Origin of the sequence: Halomonas sp. Ps84H-12 (genome assembly GCF_024124725.1) — a bacterium.
Taxonomy (GTDB): Bacteria; Pseudomonadota; Gammaproteobacteria; order Pseudomonadales; family Halomonadaceae; genus Vreelandella; species Vreelandella aquamarina.
Window position 1 is genome coordinate 12,813 of sequence record NZ_JAMXSJ010000007.1, and the last position, 13,239, is coordinate 26,051.

Below are 13,239 nucleotides of genomic sequence, written 5' to 3' on the forward strand. Positions count from 1 at the left end.
TAAGCAGGTAATGCACGATGTAATAGAGCCGGGAAGCCTAGTAAGGCTTCCCGTTTCTCTTTTTTGACAGAGGAAATGCCATGACTGATCTGAAACACACGCCACTTCATGCGCTTCACACGCAGCTAGGGGCCAAGATGGTGCCTTTTGCCGGGTACGATATGCCGGTGCAATACCCGCTGGGTGTTAAAAAAGAGCATGAGCATACCCGCGAGCGGTGTGGCTTGTTCGATGTATCGCATATGGGACAGATTCTGGTCTCCGGAGAAAAGGTCGCTGAAGCGCTGGAAAGTCTTATCCCAGCGGACTTGGTAGGCTTGCAAAAAGGCCAGCAGCGTTATGGCCTTTTTACCAGCACCGATGGCGGTATTATTGATGATTTGATGGTGGTGAATGCTGGCGATCACTTCTATCTGGTGGTGAACGCGGCATGCAAAGACCAAGATATTGCCCATTTGCGCGCTAATCTTGGTAACACTCATCAAATCGATGTGCTTGATCGCGGTCTGCTGGCGCTTCAAGGGCCACAGGCCCGCGATGTGATGCAGCGGCTCTGCCCGCAAGCCTGTGAGCTAACGTTTATGCAACATGGTCGTTACACGCTGGCAGGATGTGACGTGTGGATCAGCCGCAGTGGTTATACCGGCGAAGATGGCTTTGAAATCTCTGTCGCGGCTGACGAGTGTCAGGCGCTTGCCGAAGCGCTGCTGGCCGAGCCTGAAGTAGAAGCGATTGGCTTGGGCGCGCGTGATTCACTGCGCTTAGAAGCGGGCTTGTGCCTATATGGTCACGATATGGATATGCAAACCACGCCTGTCGAGGCCGGCTTGATCTGGGCCATTGGCAAGCCGCGTCGCCATGGCGGCGAGCGAGCAGCGGGTTTCCCCGGAGCCGATGTGATTTTGCACCAAGTGGATACCAAAGATCATACCCGCAAGCGGGTTGGGCTGGTAGCAGAAGGGCGCGCGCCGGTGCGAGAAGGCAGTCTGCTGGTAGATGAAGCGGGCAATGAAATTGGCGTAGTGACTTCCGGAGGTTTTGGGCCAAGCGTCGGTAAACCTATTGCCATGGGGTACCTCGCCCGTGAGTGGGAAGCGCCCGGTACTACCGTCTACGCGTTAGTACGCGGCAAGCAGCTACCCATGAGCGTTTCCGCGATGCCATTTGTGGCCCCTGGTTACTATCGCGGTTAATTAGCGAGCGCAGTTAATTCAAAAAAGATGCAAAAGCCCCTCGCGGGGCTTTTGCATGCGGAATATGCTTACCTTAGCACCTGTCGTGGGTCGATGGGTTTCCCCCCCTGACGTAAGTCAAACAGCAGATCATAACGCTGTGTCGCGTTACTTTGTCCTACATCACACAGCTCATCACCTGTACTCACCTGGTCCCCTACGCGGACGAGAATCCGCTCGCAGAGCGCGTAAACGGTTTGCAAGTTATCGGCATGGTGCACAATCACGACATCGCCGAGCTGCCGCATGCTATCTGCAAAGCGTACTTCACCAGGAGCAACGGCCCTAGCACGAGCGCCTGCCTGAGTTGCCAACAACATGGGCTGTAGTGTGCCGCGGCTGTCGGCACCAAACTGACGAACCACACGATAATCCTCTAAAGGCCACGGCCATCGGCGTGCCGAAGCTGGCAAACTAGCGCTTGGCGTAGGGGCAGGCGTTGGTGCATTACGGTTATTGGCGCTACTAGCGGCTGAACTACTGCTTGATGATGCCGTTCTAGCGGTACTGCTAAGCGGTACGCTAATGATTTGCCCGACACGCAATGCCGTGGGGGAAGTGCCTTGGTTAGCACTCTGGATTCGCCCCGTTGTGGTGTTAAAGTGCCTGGCAATACCTGAGAAGGTATCACCGGGCCGGATTTGATAGCGATAAGGGCCGCCAGAAGGCGCTCGCTCCTGCTGGGTTGGGATCAATAGGCGCTGACCAACGGCTAAACGGCGAGAGTCAACCCCCGGGTTGAAGCGCTCTAGCCGTTCAAGTGGTACGTCAGCCCGTGCCGCGAGCTGCCCTAGCGTATCGCCACGTCTAACCTCTACCCAGTTGCCGCCAATAGCGCTGGCGCTGCTAGCGGCGGGCACCCGCTGGCTAGAGGAGGGGGCAGAGCTGGCGCAGCCAGTTAGCACGCTGGCCAATACACAAATGGTGAGCCAGTGGCTTAGTCGTGGTCGCTGAGGCGATCTAGCAAGGTATCTTTTTCCTGCCAGAGTGAGTTGATCCATGCGTGGAAGCGTTCCTTATGCTGCGGTTCGTCATGGTAGTTGGCAGTTTGCATCCATTCAGGAATGGCTAGCTGCCGGGCTTCAAGCGTAATGGGGGCTTCTTTACCGCATAAAAAACCCATAAACGTGGGTGATGGGTTGGTATAGCTAATAGTGACGTCAAGAATACCATCTAACTGATCACCCAGCAGGCTAAGTACTTGGGCAATTCCTCCTGCTTTAGGGCGAAGCAGATGCTGGAATGGACTTTGCTGCGACTCGCGTTTGGCGACGGTAAAGCGGGTTCCCTCGACAAAATTAAAAATAGCGATAGGGGCATGGCGAGCTTGGCGGCACATGCGCTCAGTGGATTCCCGGTCAACTGTGGCTAGCTGGGGGTTATTGGCGATCTGCTCACGGCTAAAGCGACGCATAAAGGGAAACTCAAGCGCCCAGAAAGCGAGACCAACAATCGGGATCCAGATAAGCTGGTGTTTGAGAAAAAAGCGCGGCATAGGAATGCGTCGGTGCAGTGCCATAAGCAGAATAAAGATATCGGTCCAACTGCGATGGTTGGAGATTACCAGCCACCACTGCTCAGGGCTTAATGTATCTGGCACGTTGATCGAGACATTAGGTTTTAACCAGTGCCGCATCCACCACAAATTGACGCCAATCCAGTTTAGTGCGACGGCACATAGCCCTTTAAGCAGCCACTCTTTTTGCCGCCGCCCAGGGACGATGACTTTGAGCAGCGTCAGAATAATCAGGGGGACACCCCAAACCAGCGTGTTCAACGTCAGCAGCAAGATGCTAACGCCCCCTTTAATAATTGGCATACCACAATCCTCACAGCAATTCGTCTGCGTGCTAAAGGCCTTTTAAACACGCGCTTAGCGATAAATGCTAATAGATCAGCGCCACGCTGCCCAGCATAACCGTATTAAAGCGTTATGCATCAATCGGTAGGGAAGGTGCTTTAACACTCGCAAGCAACACGCTACGCAGCGCATGCGCCGCCACGGAAAGCTCTTCCTGGGTCAGGATCCCCACTCGGCAAGCGATGCTTGGCTCGACAAGTGGTACGCAGCGCGCACCCAGCTCATGCATTTGCTGAATGCACATGGAAGGCACAGCGCTGACCCCTAGGCCTTCCGCGACCATTCGTCCGACGCTAGAGAGCTGGTGGCTTTCAAAGGCGACAGGGAGGTCTATATGGCGCTTTTCAAGCTCTTGCTCCAGTAAACGCCGTACCATGGAAGGGCGTTGTAGCGTGATAAAGTCATTCTCAAGCAGCTGCGTCCAGGGCAGTGTGTCGTGGTAAGCCAGGGGCGAGGTAGGAGGAACCACGGCGACAAACTGATCCTCAAACAAAGGTGTAAAACTTAAGCTTCCCTGGCCCTCCGGCGAGAAGGCAATGCCAATCTCTACCTGTCGGGAGCGCACCATATCCGTGACTTCTTCATTGATCACATCGTGCACCGTGACGTTGATTTTGGGGTACTGTTGTCGAAACTTAACCAGTGCACTGGGTAATAGATTGCAGGCAAAAGACGGCATGGCCGCAACGCTGAGTCGCCCTAGCTGTAACGTAAACCGCTGGCGCAGGCGTTCCTCGGTGTTATCCCACTGCGCCAGCAGATGTTTGGCAAGCGGGAGCAGCGACTCCCCCTCTGGGGTTAGTCGCACGCTACGGGTGCTACGGATAAGCAGTTTGCCGCCTAGCGAATCTTCTAACCCTTTGATGGCAAGGCTTAGGGCGGGCTGTGAAAGGTGCAGGCGCTCACATGCCTGGGTAAAGCTTAGGGTCTGTGCCACGGCTAAAAATGCACGAAGCTGCTTGACGGTCATGGCGTCTCTTTATAAGTTATTAAAATAAATTGATAAGAAAAACAAACTTAACAAATATATCATCTAGGACAACACTGGCAATACTGTTCTGATCGTCATACTCACTATGTATGGCGCGACATTCCAACAAACGCTTCTTGCACACTATTCTCGACAAACGCTCTCAACACCGATACGTACTCAACAACAATGTGAGGCATAACAATGGCAGGATTCGACAAGCGTGTAGCTTCTTACGAAGAAGCAATGGAAGGCATTGAAAGCGGCATGACCGTCCTCGCAGGTGGCTTTGGTCTGTGTGGTATTCCAGAAAATCTGATCGCAGAAATCAAACGTCGTGGTGTGAAAGACCTTACTGTTGTCTCTAACAACTGTGGCGTCGATGGTTTTGGCTTAGGCCTTCTGCTCGAAGATCGGCAAATAAGCAAAATCTTCGCCTCCTACGTAGGCGAAAACGCGCTGTTTGAGCAGCAAATGCTGAATAATGAAATTGAGGTGGTACTGACCCCTCAAGGAACGCTGGCAGAAAAAATGCGTGCTGGCGGAGCGGGCATTCCCGCCTTCTACACGGCTACAGGTTATGGCACCCCGATTGCAGAAGGCAAAGAAGAGCGTGTGTTCGATGGCCGCCACTATATTTTAGAAGAAGCCATTAAAGGCGATTTTGCGATTGTGAAAGGCTGGAAAGCCGACCGCTATGGCAACGTGATTTATCGCCATACTGCACAGAACTTTAACCCCATGGCCGCCACGGCAGGCAAGATCACCGTTGTAGAAGTTGAGGAGATTGTTGAACCAGGCGAACTGGAGCCAAGCCAGATTCATACGCCGGGTATCTACGTGGATCGTATTATTCAAAGCACATTCGAGAAGCGTATTGAGAAGCGCACGGTGCGCAGCTAAGTGCAACAACGCCAACAATCAACTAACTGCTAAGACAAGAGGTGGCACCATGGCTTTAACTCGCGAACAGATGGCACAGCGCGTTGCCCGTGAACTGCAGGATGGTTTTTACGTCAATTTAGGCATTGGTATTCCTACCCTGGTAGCTAACTATATCCCAGATGGTATAGATGTCATGCTCCAGTCTGAAAATGGCTTGCTGGGCATGGGGCGCTTCCCCACTGAGGAAGAAGTGGACCCCGATATGATTAACGCGGGCAAACAGACCGTTACCGCTCGTCCTGGCGCTGCCATTTTCTCATCCGCTGAGTCGTTTGCCATGATTCGTGGCGGACATGTGGACTTAACCGTACTGGGTGCGTTCGAGGTTGATCAGGAGGGCAATATCGCCTCTTGGATGGTCCCCGGTAAGCTCATCAAGGGTATGGGTGGAGCGATGGATCTTGTGGCTGGCGCAGAAAATATTATTTGCACCATGACCCATGCATCCAAACACGGTGAATCCAAATTGCTGGAAAAATGTAACTTGCCGCTCACTGGCGCCGGGTGCATCAATCGAGTGTTAACGGATCTGGCTTACCTGGAAATTAAAGATGGTGCCTTCATCCTCAAAGAGCGCGCGCCCGGCGTTAGCGTTGAGGAAATTGTCGAGAAAACTGCAGGCAAGCTGATCGTTCCTGACCACGTTCCAGAAATGACCTTCGACGAGTAACACTGAAAGCGAGCATGGTGAAATGGCGTGGGTCTTGGCTCACGCCATGCTTAGCTGTTTTTGGGTGAGTGCCAAGCCTCCCAAGTAATCCGGTAACAGTCAAAGCCTGAGTTAAGCGTCACCAGCGTTAAATATTCAGCAGTGGTGCTAAGAGGCCATTAATTGCTTATCACGGACAAACTGGTCGAATTCGGTAAAGCCGCCAATGTGCTGCTGGTCGACAAAGATTTGCGGTACGGTATGAATGGGTTTGCCCGCAGTTTTGGCGATATCTTCCTTGGTAACGCCTTCTGAGGGCATGTCTACATAGCGGTAGCCATCAATTTTGCCGTTACTCTCGAGGTGTTCGGCAAGATGCTTGGCACGTACACAGAATGGGCACGACATGCGCCCAAAAATGACCACAAACATGGCAACAACTCCTTTACGATACAGAAATAAGTAAGTGCTTGAATTAGGAATCAGCGCCCATTGTGGCGTAGGGCACAGGTTTTCGCCAATAGCACCACACTACGTGCCCTATAAAGCCGCACAATGAGCAATGGAACAGTAGGAGAAGCCATGCAAACCCTGGCTCCGCATGAATATGGTTATTTAGCTGAGCTTGCTAAGTGCTACCGCGATGAGCACTTAGCAGGACTTAAGCAGCAGGCGCACTTCAATCCGCGATTAGGCGTTGATGCGCTCTGTTTTCAGCATATTGAGTCGCGCATTAGCGGCGCCAGCGTGATGGCTGGCGCTTTAATTACGCCTTGTGAGCTATGGCTTGTCGCGCTGCCAGAGCAGTCTGCTTTACAAGCGCCGCTTGAGTCACAGTGTGCGTTAACGCTTCCTTCAGGCCGTTACTCACTGCAACTAGAGCGTTTGCCCGCGGGTATCGAGCTTTATAAGCGAAAAATCTTAGAAGATCTAAGCGATCTTGAAACGCTTCAAGAGACAGCACGATTAGCACAGCGCATGATGGAACAGCTAATGACCCCGAACGCTGTACCGCAAGGGTAGAGTAGGCAGAAGCTACCGGCGACTCCTATACTCATGAGCGTTTATACATTCATTACCGTGCAGTTAATAAAAGGACGTCTGAATGTCATCCCAAAAAGCTTCAACCCCTCGGGTTGCCGTGGTGACTGGTACCAGCAGTGGTATCGGTGAAGCCGTTGTTAAACACTTTTACGAGCAGGGCCACCAAGTCCTGGCCGTCGATTTTAATCCTGCTGGAAAAGAGATTGCAGAAGCGGCAGGCGCGGCGTTTTACCAAGCGGATCTCACCGACGCAGATGCATGCCGTGGCGCGATTGCTGAGGCAGTGAAACGCTTTGGTAGCGTGGATATTTTGGTGAATAATGCCGGAATTCAGCATGTCGCTTCTATCGAGACTTTTCCCGAAGAGAAGTGGCGGCAAATTATCGACCTGATGCTGACCGCGCCATTCCTTCTCACCCAGGCCGCTTGGCCTTATATGCGTGAAAAGGGCTGGGGGCGAGTGGTAAATATTGCCTCAATCCATGCGCAGGTGGCATCGCCGGGTAAGGCGGCGTATATCAGCGCCAAACACGGCATGATTGGGTTAACCAAAACCGCTGCGCTGGAAGGCGGCGAACAGGGCATTACCGCCAATGCGATTTGCCCTGCGTATGTTAAAACCCCGTTAGTAGATAACCAGATTGCCGATCAGGCCAAGCTGCATGGTATGGATGAGCAAGAGGTGATCGAGAAAATCATGCTCAAAAACGCCGCGATTAAGCGCTTAATCGACCCCTCCGAAGTTGCTCAGTTGGTTGCTTACCTGACGTCAGATGCGGCGGGCGCAGTCACTGGCGCTAGCTGGAATATTGATCTCGGCTGGACAGCACACTAATCCAACCCCCCGCCTGTTACGATAGCTAGTGGAGCTTGATAACGGGCGGGCTCAGCGGCGAACCGGGCGTTTTTGCAACTTGCGCTGTAGTGTGCGGCGGTGCATGCCTAGCGCCCGAGCCGTGGCGGAAATATTGCCATCATGCTCTTGCAGCACTTTTTGGATATGCTCCCAGGTAATCCGGTTGATGGAAGGGGGATTATCCGCCAGCTCGATATTGGGGTCAGCGTCAGGGTGTTCAAAGGCCGCCATCACATCGTCGGCATCTGCCGGTTTACACAGGTAGTTGATCGCGCCAAGTTTGATAGCTTCTACCGCCGTAGCAATGCTGGAGTAGCCCGTGAGCACAACGATGCGACAGCTTGGTACTGCGGAGAGCAGTTCAGGCAGCAGCTTAAGGCCAGAGCTATGCTCCAGCTTTAAATCAAGCGTGGCCATGGTGGGCGTAAACTGTGCCGCGATATTCAGCGCTTGGTCGGCGTCGTGAGCGACCATCACTTCAAAGCCGCGGCGGGTCAGTGCGCGGCTTAGTACGTGGCAAAACATTTCATCGTCATCGACAATCAGCAGACGTTGCTCTTGGTTCTGCATAGTACCCTCATTTGTCTAAATAGCTGCCGTCTCACCCTAGGTTGGTGCTGAGCAACGCGGCAGGGTGACCTCGGTCAGCGTTCCACCTTCTGGATGGTTATAAAGGCTAACGCCGCCGCCGAAGCGGTTAATCGTGGCGTGGGTGAGAAATAGGCCAATGCCCATGCCTTTGCTTTTAGTGGAGACAAAGGTATCGCCTAGCTGATCCGCAATTGACATCGCCACGCCTGGGCCGTGATCACGAATATCAATCACCACCTCCTCGTCTTGCCAATCCAGGCGAATAGCAATGTGCTCGGGGTTGGCATCGGCGGCGTTATTCAACAAGTTAGTCAGTGCTTGGTCTAAGGTGGCATCAACTGCCAGCCAAGGTCTGCCGCGGCGTTCAGCGACTTCAAAACGATGGCTAACATCGGGCCGAATTACGAGCCAGCGCTGTACCACGCCTGCCAGCCATACTTCCGCATCGAGTATTTCAGGTTCGGCCATGCGCCGACGGTCAGCATTGCTGACCAAGTGCTGCAGGCGCGATTTACAGATATCCACCTGCTGGCGCAGCAGCGCAATGTCTTGCCCTAGTGAGCTCTCTTGCTCCGCGTCCGCCTGCATCTCTTTCAATAGCACGGCCATCGTAGAAAGCGGCGTTCCCAGTTCATGAGCAGTACCCGCTGCTTGGGTGGCCACGGCGAGCACTTGCTCGTTGCGTAGCGCAGCCTCCCGGGTGCGGGAAAGCGCTTTATCCCGGCTGCGCAGGGCGTGGGCCATTTTATAAATAAAGAAGGTGACTAGGCCGGCAGAAAGTCCGAAGTTCAGCCACATTCCTAGGATATGTAGACTTAACGGGCCATCGCTACTGATATGTCCTAGCTGCGGTATCGGGTGGTAGTAAAACATCAGGAAGCTGTAGCCTGCCATGGCGCAGGCGGCGATGATCCACGCGTGGCGCCAAGGTAGGGTGGCTGCGGCAATAGTCACCGGCACCAAGTAGTAAGTGATAAACGGGTTGGTGGAGCCCCCTGAAAAGTAAAACAGCAGCGTGAGCCCTGCGATGTCGGCTAATAAATGCGATAAATACTCGCCATGGCTAACGGCTCTAGGCCTACCCAGCCGCCACCACGTGGCAATGTTCAACATGCCCATGGCAATGACTACGCTGACCACGGCTGTGACGGGCAATTTAAATGCTAGTAGTTCGATGCCTACAATAATGGCCATCAAAAACCCCGTCCAGGTGATCCCCCGAACGATGGTGAGCCGTACTAGATTGCGGTTAGGCGTAGAGAGCGGCAAGGGCAGAGCAGTAGGCATGAGGCGGCTTATTTACTTGATGTTTTGACGCTATGGATAACGAACTTAATAAATAGGGTCATGACAAACGTCATCCAACCCGCAGAGGCTAACAGGTTAAACAGCAGCATCTTAGGAGGGAGCCAGGCCGAGCCGAGCAACGCTTCCAACATAATGTGGAAAAACATCGCCAGTAGCAGCGGGAGCGCCAGCGTGTGAATCCACATGTCAGTGCGGCGCTTACGAATGTGGTAACGGCGCAGTAAATAGCGCATAGGTCGATGTGCCCAGCTAAACAGGACCAGCGTTGCCACCACAAATAGCATCGCCAGAGTAGGTTCGGTGCTTTGACGGTGCATTGATATAGAAATCGACCATGCGAGCCCCAGCCACGCCAATCCCTCGATGCTGGCGATAAAATCCGCATAGCGTCGTACGTTCTGCATAAACAACTGAATCCTTGATCTTACAGCGTGCCGCCATGATACGACACTTGCGCTTATCTGTGGGGGTGACGCGCAGATTTATCCTATCGCCGTATTGAGTATACTGTGGCAGCTCTCTGAACTCCCTTACCCAAGATCAGAATAGGATTTGCCGTGGACGCTATTACCATTACCCGCCCCGATGATTGGCACCTGCATTTACGTGATGACGAGGCGTTAAACGCCGTGGTGGGGCATACTGCTGCGCAAATGGGGCGCGCTATTATTATGCCTAACCTGAAACCGCCGGTGACGACGACAGAGCAGGCAATAGCATATCGCGAGCGAATCCTGGCAGCGCTACCAGAAGGTAGTGCGTTTGAGCCTTTGATGGTGCTTTATCTGACGGATACGACGCCACCTGAAGAAATTGAGCGCGCGGTAAAAAGCGGTATTGTTAAAGCCGTGAAGCTCTATCCAGCAGGGGCGACGACCAATTCTGCGTCAGGTGTGACGGATATTGCTCACTGTGACGCCACGATTGCTATGATGGCCAAGCTAGGCATGCCGTTATTGGTGCATGGAGAAGTCACTGATCACGAGATCGATATTTTCGATCGGGAAGCGATGTTTATTGAGCGGGTGATGAAACCGCTGCTGGCGCGTCATCCTAGTTTGAAAGTGGTATTCGAGCACATTACCACTCAGCAGGCCGCTGAGTTTGTGGCCAGCGCCTCCGATAACGTAGCGGCGACTATCACCGCTCACCATTTGCTGTTCAATCGCAACAAAATGTTAGCGGGCGGCATTCGTCCTCACTACTACTGCTTGCCTATTCTCAAGCGTGAACAGCACCGCCAAGCCCTGCTGAAAGCGGCGACCAGCGGTAGCCCGAAATTCTTTTTAGGCACGGATAGTGCACCCCACGCGAAAGGCGATAAGGAGTCGAGCTGCGGCTGTGCAGGTGCCTATACCGCTCCCGCTGCCATCGAGCTATACGCGACGGCGTTCGAAGAGATGCAGGCGCTGGATAAGCTAGAAGCGTTTGCTAGCCTGAACGGCCCACGCTTCTACGGCTTGGCGCCGAATACGGATACGGTAACCCTTGAGCGCCGCCAATGGGTAATGCCGGAGAGTTACCCCTACGCATCGGGACAAACCATTGTGCCGCTGCTGGCAGGTGAAACACTGCAATGGGCGATGAAAAAGTAACGCGCTGTATAAGTCTCAACGAAAACGGAGCCATTAAGGCTCCGTTTTCGTTAGCGCAGTTAGGCGATGACACTTACTTAGTTTCGCCCAGGGCGATGAGCATCTGATCCACCATCCGTGATGAGTGGTCGGCGGCAATATCGAGGAACTGCTCGAAAGAGAGGTGGTTGTCGCCACTGCCAGGGATGTCAGAGAGGGCGCGAATGACGACAAACGGGCAGTCATAGAGGTAGCAAGTTTGGGCAATCGCAGCGCCCTCCATTTCCACTGCCAGCATGGTGGGAAATTGGGCGCGTGTGGTGGCTACCCGCTCGGGGTCGGCCATAAAAGCATCGCCAGTGGCAATCATCCCTTCGCGTACGTTTACCTCGCCAAGTGCTGCAATCGCGCCGCGAGCGATGTCGCGCAAGCGGCTATCCGCATGATAGGCAGCCGGCATACCTGGTACTTGGCCTAGCTCATAGCCAAATACCACTGCATCGACATCGTGGTGGCGAACTTCATCGGAAATGATAACGTCGCCAATGGCTAAGTCGGTGGCAAACCCGCCAGCTGAGCCAGTATTGATGATCGCATCCGGCTGATGGCGCTCTAATAAAATCGCCGTGCCAACCGCCGCGTTCACTTTTCCAATACCCGATTGCAGAATGATTACTTCCAAGCCGTGGCGCGTACCGGTATGAAATACAAATCCGGCGTGCTCGTAGCGCTCAGCGTTATCAAGCTGCCCCGCTAAAATGTTCACTTCCTGCGCCATTGCGCCAATAATTCCAATCCGTTGCACTGTCGCATTCTCCGTCGTAATTCGTGAGGTTTAATTGTTGAAACGCTCAGTGCTTAATGCTGCTGATCGTGTCGTTCGGCGGCTTCAAGAGTGTTTTCCAGCAACGTGGCAACGGTCATGGGACCAACGCCACCCGGTACGGGAGTGATATAGCTGGCGCGCTCTGCAGCTGCAGCAAAGTCGACGTCACCGACGAGGGTGCCGTCATCTTGACGGTTAATGCCGACATCAATCACCACGGCGCCTGGTTTGATCCATTCGCCCTTCACAATGCCGGGCTTACCGACGGCAACAACGACTAAATCTGCACGGCTGACATGGCCGGCTAAATCCTGGGTGAAACGGTGGCATATCGTAGTGGTGCAGCCTGCCAGCATTAGCTCAAGTGCCATCGGGCGTCCAACGATGTTAGAAGCTCCCACAATGGTGGCGTCCATGCCGCGTACCGCGATACCGCTTTGCGCCAGCATGGTCATAATGCCTTTTGGCGTACAGGGGCGTAGTGAAGGTAAGCGCTGGGCCAGGCGGCCAAGGTTATAAGGGTGAAAACCATCGACATCTTTGTCAGGGCGGATGCGTTCCAGAATTGGCCGAGCGTCGAGGTGGGCGGGCAGGGGGAGCTGAACCAGAATGCCATCCACAGTTGCGTCGTTATTCAACTCATCGACCAATGCCTCTAACGCTTCCTGGGTGGTGTCCGCTGGCAGGGCATGTTGAAAAGAGAGAATGCCAGCCTGCTCACATGCGCGATGTTTATTGCTTACGTACACATGAGAGGCTGGATCTTCGCCGACCACAACAACGGCTAGTCCGGGTGCACGAGCGCCAGCTTGCTGACGTGCGGTAATTTTCTCGGCAACGCGTTGACGGACATTAGCGGCGATGGCTTTACCATCGATGAGTTGGGCGGTCATGTAATGAGATCCCTATGAAGGTTGAAAAGCAAAGCAAACTGACAAGCGCTGGTGGCAGAACGCGCTTTTAAGGGGGCAATTTTCGCATGGTAGCGCGGCAAGGCAAAGCGCCTATCGAATCAATCACTTTAAGTGTTGACTTTAAAATTAGAAATAGTAATATATGCCTCGCTTGAGACGGGACACGCAGCAACGTCTAAGGTAAGAAATCGGGATGTAGCGCAGTCTGGTAGCGCGCCTGCTTTGGGAGCAGGATGTCGGGGGTTCGAATCCCTCCATCCCGACCACGTACCTAGCACGGAAGGTGTTAATCTGCTTCTCCAAACTTTGGTTGTGGTCAAGTGCTCATCAGTATTCACTCTGGATACACTATGTGCGCCCATAGCTCAACCGGATAGAGCAACGGCCTTCTAAGCCGTAGGTTGCGGGTTCGAGTCCTGCTGGGCGTGCCAATCAAATACTTTTCAGTGTTTGTTCTCCAGTTGGGTAT

At 53.6% G+C, this 13,239-nt stretch carries 15 protein-coding genes and 2 tRNA genes; 8 read left to right on the plus strand and 9 right to left on the minus strand.

Annotation, left to right across the window (positions count from 1 at the left end):
* Nucleotides 1–80 precede the first annotated feature (80 nt).
* Nucleotides 81–1,193, plus strand: a complete 1,113-nt coding sequence (gcvT, locus tag NH344_RS05030) for a glycine cleavage system aminomethyltransferase GcvT (protein ID WP_172514454.1) — start codon at nt 81–83, stop codon at nt 1,191–1,193.
* Nucleotides 1,194–1,261: 68 nt separating this feature from the next.
* On the opposite strand, the gene NH344_RS05035 is transcribed toward gcvT, so the two are convergent.
* The 3 genes from NH344_RS05035 to NH344_RS05045 all read right to left on the minus strand — a co-directional run bounded on the left by NH344_RS05035 (nt 1,262) and on the right by NH344_RS05045 (nt 4,063).
* Nucleotides 1,262–2,233 carry a LysM peptidoglycan-binding domain-containing protein gene (locus NH344_RS05035; protein ID WP_253027597.1) on the minus strand — a complete coding sequence of 324 codons (972 nt, stop codon included), beginning with the start codon at nt 2,231–2,233 and terminating at the stop codon, nt 1,262–1,264.
* Nucleotides 2,170–3,051, minus strand: a complete 882-nt coding sequence (locus NH344_RS05040; RefSeq protein WP_074210608.1) for an acyltransferase — start codon at nt 3,049–3,051, stop codon at nt 2,170–2,172. The genes NH344_RS05035 and NH344_RS05040 overlap by 64 nt, the downstream gene beginning before the upstream one ends.
* Nucleotides 3,052–3,163: 112 nt before the next feature.
* Entirely contained in the window at nt 3,164–4,063 is a 900-nt protein-coding gene (locus tag NH344_RS05045) for a LysR family transcriptional regulator (RefSeq protein ID WP_253027598.1), read from the minus strand.
* A 204-nt stretch (nt 4,064–4,267) separates the two neighbouring features.
* Here NH344_RS05045 and NH344_RS05050 point away from each other — a divergent pair, with 204 nt between their 5' ends.
* The gene (locus tag NH344_RS05050) at nt 4,268–4,966 is read left to right on the plus strand and encodes a CoA transferase subunit A (protein WP_044630541.1); all 699 of its coding nucleotides are present in this window, start codon (nt 4,268–4,270) and stop codon (nt 4,964–4,966) included.
* 49 nt (nt 4,967–5,015) lie between these two features.
* Complete coding sequence (locus tag NH344_RS05055; RefSeq protein WP_044630542.1) at nt 5,016–5,678, plus strand: CoA transferase subunit B; 663 nt, start codon at nt 5,016–5,018, stop codon at nt 5,676–5,678.
* A gap of 147 nt (nt 5,679–5,825) precedes the next feature.
* On the opposite strand, the gene NH344_RS05060 is transcribed toward NH344_RS05055, so the two are convergent.
* On the minus strand, nt 5,826–6,089 hold the full coding sequence (locus NH344_RS05060) for a GrxA family glutaredoxin (protein WP_044630543.1): 264 nt from the start codon (nt 6,087–6,089) through the stop codon (nt 5,826–5,828).
* Nucleotides 6,090–6,239: 150 nt separating this feature from the next.
* Here NH344_RS05060 and hybE point away from each other — a divergent pair, with 150 nt between their 5' ends.
* Together hybE and NH344_RS05070 are read left to right on the plus strand one after the other, a co-directional pair.
* Nucleotides 6,240–6,680 carry a [NiFe]-hydrogenase assembly chaperone HybE gene (gene hybE / locus NH344_RS05065; RefSeq protein WP_044630544.1) on the plus strand — a complete coding sequence of 147 codons (441 nt, stop codon included), beginning with the start codon at nt 6,240–6,242 and terminating at the stop codon, nt 6,678–6,680.
* 82 nt (nt 6,681–6,762) lie between these two features.
* A complete protein-coding gene (locus NH344_RS05070) occupies nt 6,763–7,536 on the plus strand; it encodes a 3-hydroxybutyrate dehydrogenase (RefSeq protein WP_062359867.1) in 774 nt (257 codons plus the stop codon).
* Between the two features lie 51 nt (nt 7,537–7,587).
* Here the strand turns inward: NH344_RS05070 and NH344_RS05075 are convergent, their stop codons facing one another.
* Genes NH344_RS05075 through NH344_RS05085 form a run of 3 tightly spaced genes read right to left on the minus strand, consistent with a single transcriptional unit; the run spans nt 7,588 to nt 9,860 of the window.
* The gene (locus tag NH344_RS05075; RefSeq protein ID WP_044630546.1) at nt 7,588–8,127 is read right to left on the minus strand and encodes a response regulator transcription factor; all 540 of its coding nucleotides are present in this window, start codon (nt 8,125–8,127) and stop codon (nt 7,588–7,590) included.
* Between the two features lie 36 nt (nt 8,128–8,163).
* Nucleotides 8,164–9,435, minus strand: a complete 1,272-nt coding sequence (locus NH344_RS05080; protein WP_058577964.1) for an ATP-binding protein — start codon at nt 9,433–9,435, stop codon at nt 8,164–8,166.
* Nucleotides 9,436–9,443: 8 nt separating this feature from the next.
* Nucleotides 9,444–9,860 (minus strand): hypothetical protein, encoded by a 417-nt coding sequence (locus tag NH344_RS05085; RefSeq protein WP_044630548.1) that lies wholly within the window; start codon nt 9,858–9,860, stop codon nt 9,444–9,446.
* A gap of 153 nt (nt 9,861–10,013) precedes the next feature.
* On the opposite strand from NH344_RS05085, the gene pyrC reads away from it, so the two are divergent.
* A complete protein-coding gene (gene pyrC, locus NH344_RS05090; RefSeq protein ID WP_172514457.1) occupies nt 10,014–11,051 on the plus strand; it encodes a dihydroorotase in 1,038 nt (345 codons plus the stop codon).
* A 73-nt stretch (nt 11,052–11,124) separates the two neighbouring features.
* On the opposite strand, the gene mtnN is transcribed toward pyrC, so the two are convergent.
* Nucleotides 11,125–11,835 carry a 5'-methylthioadenosine/S-adenosylhomocysteine nucleosidase gene (gene mtnN / locus NH344_RS05095; RefSeq protein WP_044630550.1) on the minus strand — a complete coding sequence of 237 codons (711 nt, stop codon included), beginning with the start codon at nt 11,833–11,835 and terminating at the stop codon, nt 11,125–11,127.
* A gap of 53 nt (nt 11,836–11,888) precedes the next feature.
* Complete coding sequence (gene folD, locus NH344_RS05100) at nt 11,889–12,749, minus strand: bifunctional methylenetetrahydrofolate dehydrogenase/methenyltetrahydrofolate cyclohydrolase FolD (protein WP_062359863.1); 861 nt, start codon at nt 12,747–12,749, stop codon at nt 11,889–11,891.
* Between the two features lie 210 nt (nt 12,750–12,959).
* On the opposite strand from folD, the gene NH344_RS05105 reads away from it, so the two are divergent.
* Together NH344_RS05105 and NH344_RS05110 are read left to right on the plus strand one after the other, a co-directional pair.
* Nucleotides 12,960–13,036, plus strand: a tRNA-Pro gene (locus NH344_RS05105).
* A gap of 88 nt (nt 13,037–13,124) precedes the next feature.
* A tRNA-Arg gene (locus NH344_RS05110) sits at nt 13,125–13,201 on the plus strand.
* Nucleotides 13,202–13,239 lie beyond the last annotated feature (38 nt).

Excerpts from the sequence above, each read along its gene's own strand:
- NH344_RS05075 (WP_044630546.1), bottom strand. The coding sequence starts at position 8,127 with ATGCAGAACCAAGAGCAACGTCTGCTGATTGTCGATGACGATGAAATG.
- NH344_RS05040 (WP_074210608.1), bottom strand. The coding sequence starts at position 3,051 with ATGCCAATTATTAAAGGGGGCGTTAGCATCTTGCTGCTGACGTTGAAC.
- NH344_RS05050 (WP_044630541.1), top strand. The coding sequence starts at position 4,268 with ATGGCAGGATTCGACAAGCGTGTAGCTTCTTACGAAGAAGCAATGGAA.
- NH344_RS05045 (WP_253027598.1), bottom strand. The coding sequence starts at position 4,063 with ATGACCGTCAAGCAGCTTCGTGCATTTTTAGCCGTGGCACAGACCCTA.
- NH344_RS05055 (WP_044630542.1), top strand. The coding sequence starts at position 5,016 with ATGGCTTTAACTCGCGAACAGATGGCACAGCGCGTTGCCCGTGAACTG.
- NH344_RS05035 (WP_253027597.1), bottom strand. The coding sequence starts at position 2,233 with ATGGATCAACTCACTCTGGCAGGAAAAAGATACCTTGCTAGATCGCCT.
- NH344_RS05085 (WP_044630548.1), bottom strand. The coding sequence starts at position 9,860 with ATGCAGAACGTACGACGCTATGCGGATTTTATCGCCAGCATCGAGGGA.
- folD (WP_062359863.1), bottom strand. The coding sequence starts at position 12,749 with ATGACCGCCCAACTCATCGATGGTAAAGCCATCGCCGCTAATGTCCGT.
- hybE (WP_044630544.1), top strand. The coding sequence starts at position 6,240 with ATGCAAACCCTGGCTCCGCATGAATATGGTTATTTAGCTGAGCTTGCT.
- NH344_RS05060 (WP_044630543.1), bottom strand. The coding sequence starts at position 6,089 with ATGTTTGTGGTCATTTTTGGGCGCATGTCGTGCCCATTCTGTGTACGT.
- gcvT (WP_172514454.1), top strand. The coding sequence starts at position 81 with ATGACTGATCTGAAACACACGCCACTTCATGCGCTTCACACGCAGCTA.
- NH344_RS05070 (WP_062359867.1), top strand. The coding sequence starts at position 6,763 with ATGTCATCCCAAAAAGCTTCAACCCCTCGGGTTGCCGTGGTGACTGGT.
- NH344_RS05080 (WP_058577964.1), bottom strand. The coding sequence starts at position 9,435 with ATGCCTACTGCTCTGCCCTTGCCGCTCTCTACGCCTAACCGCAATCTA.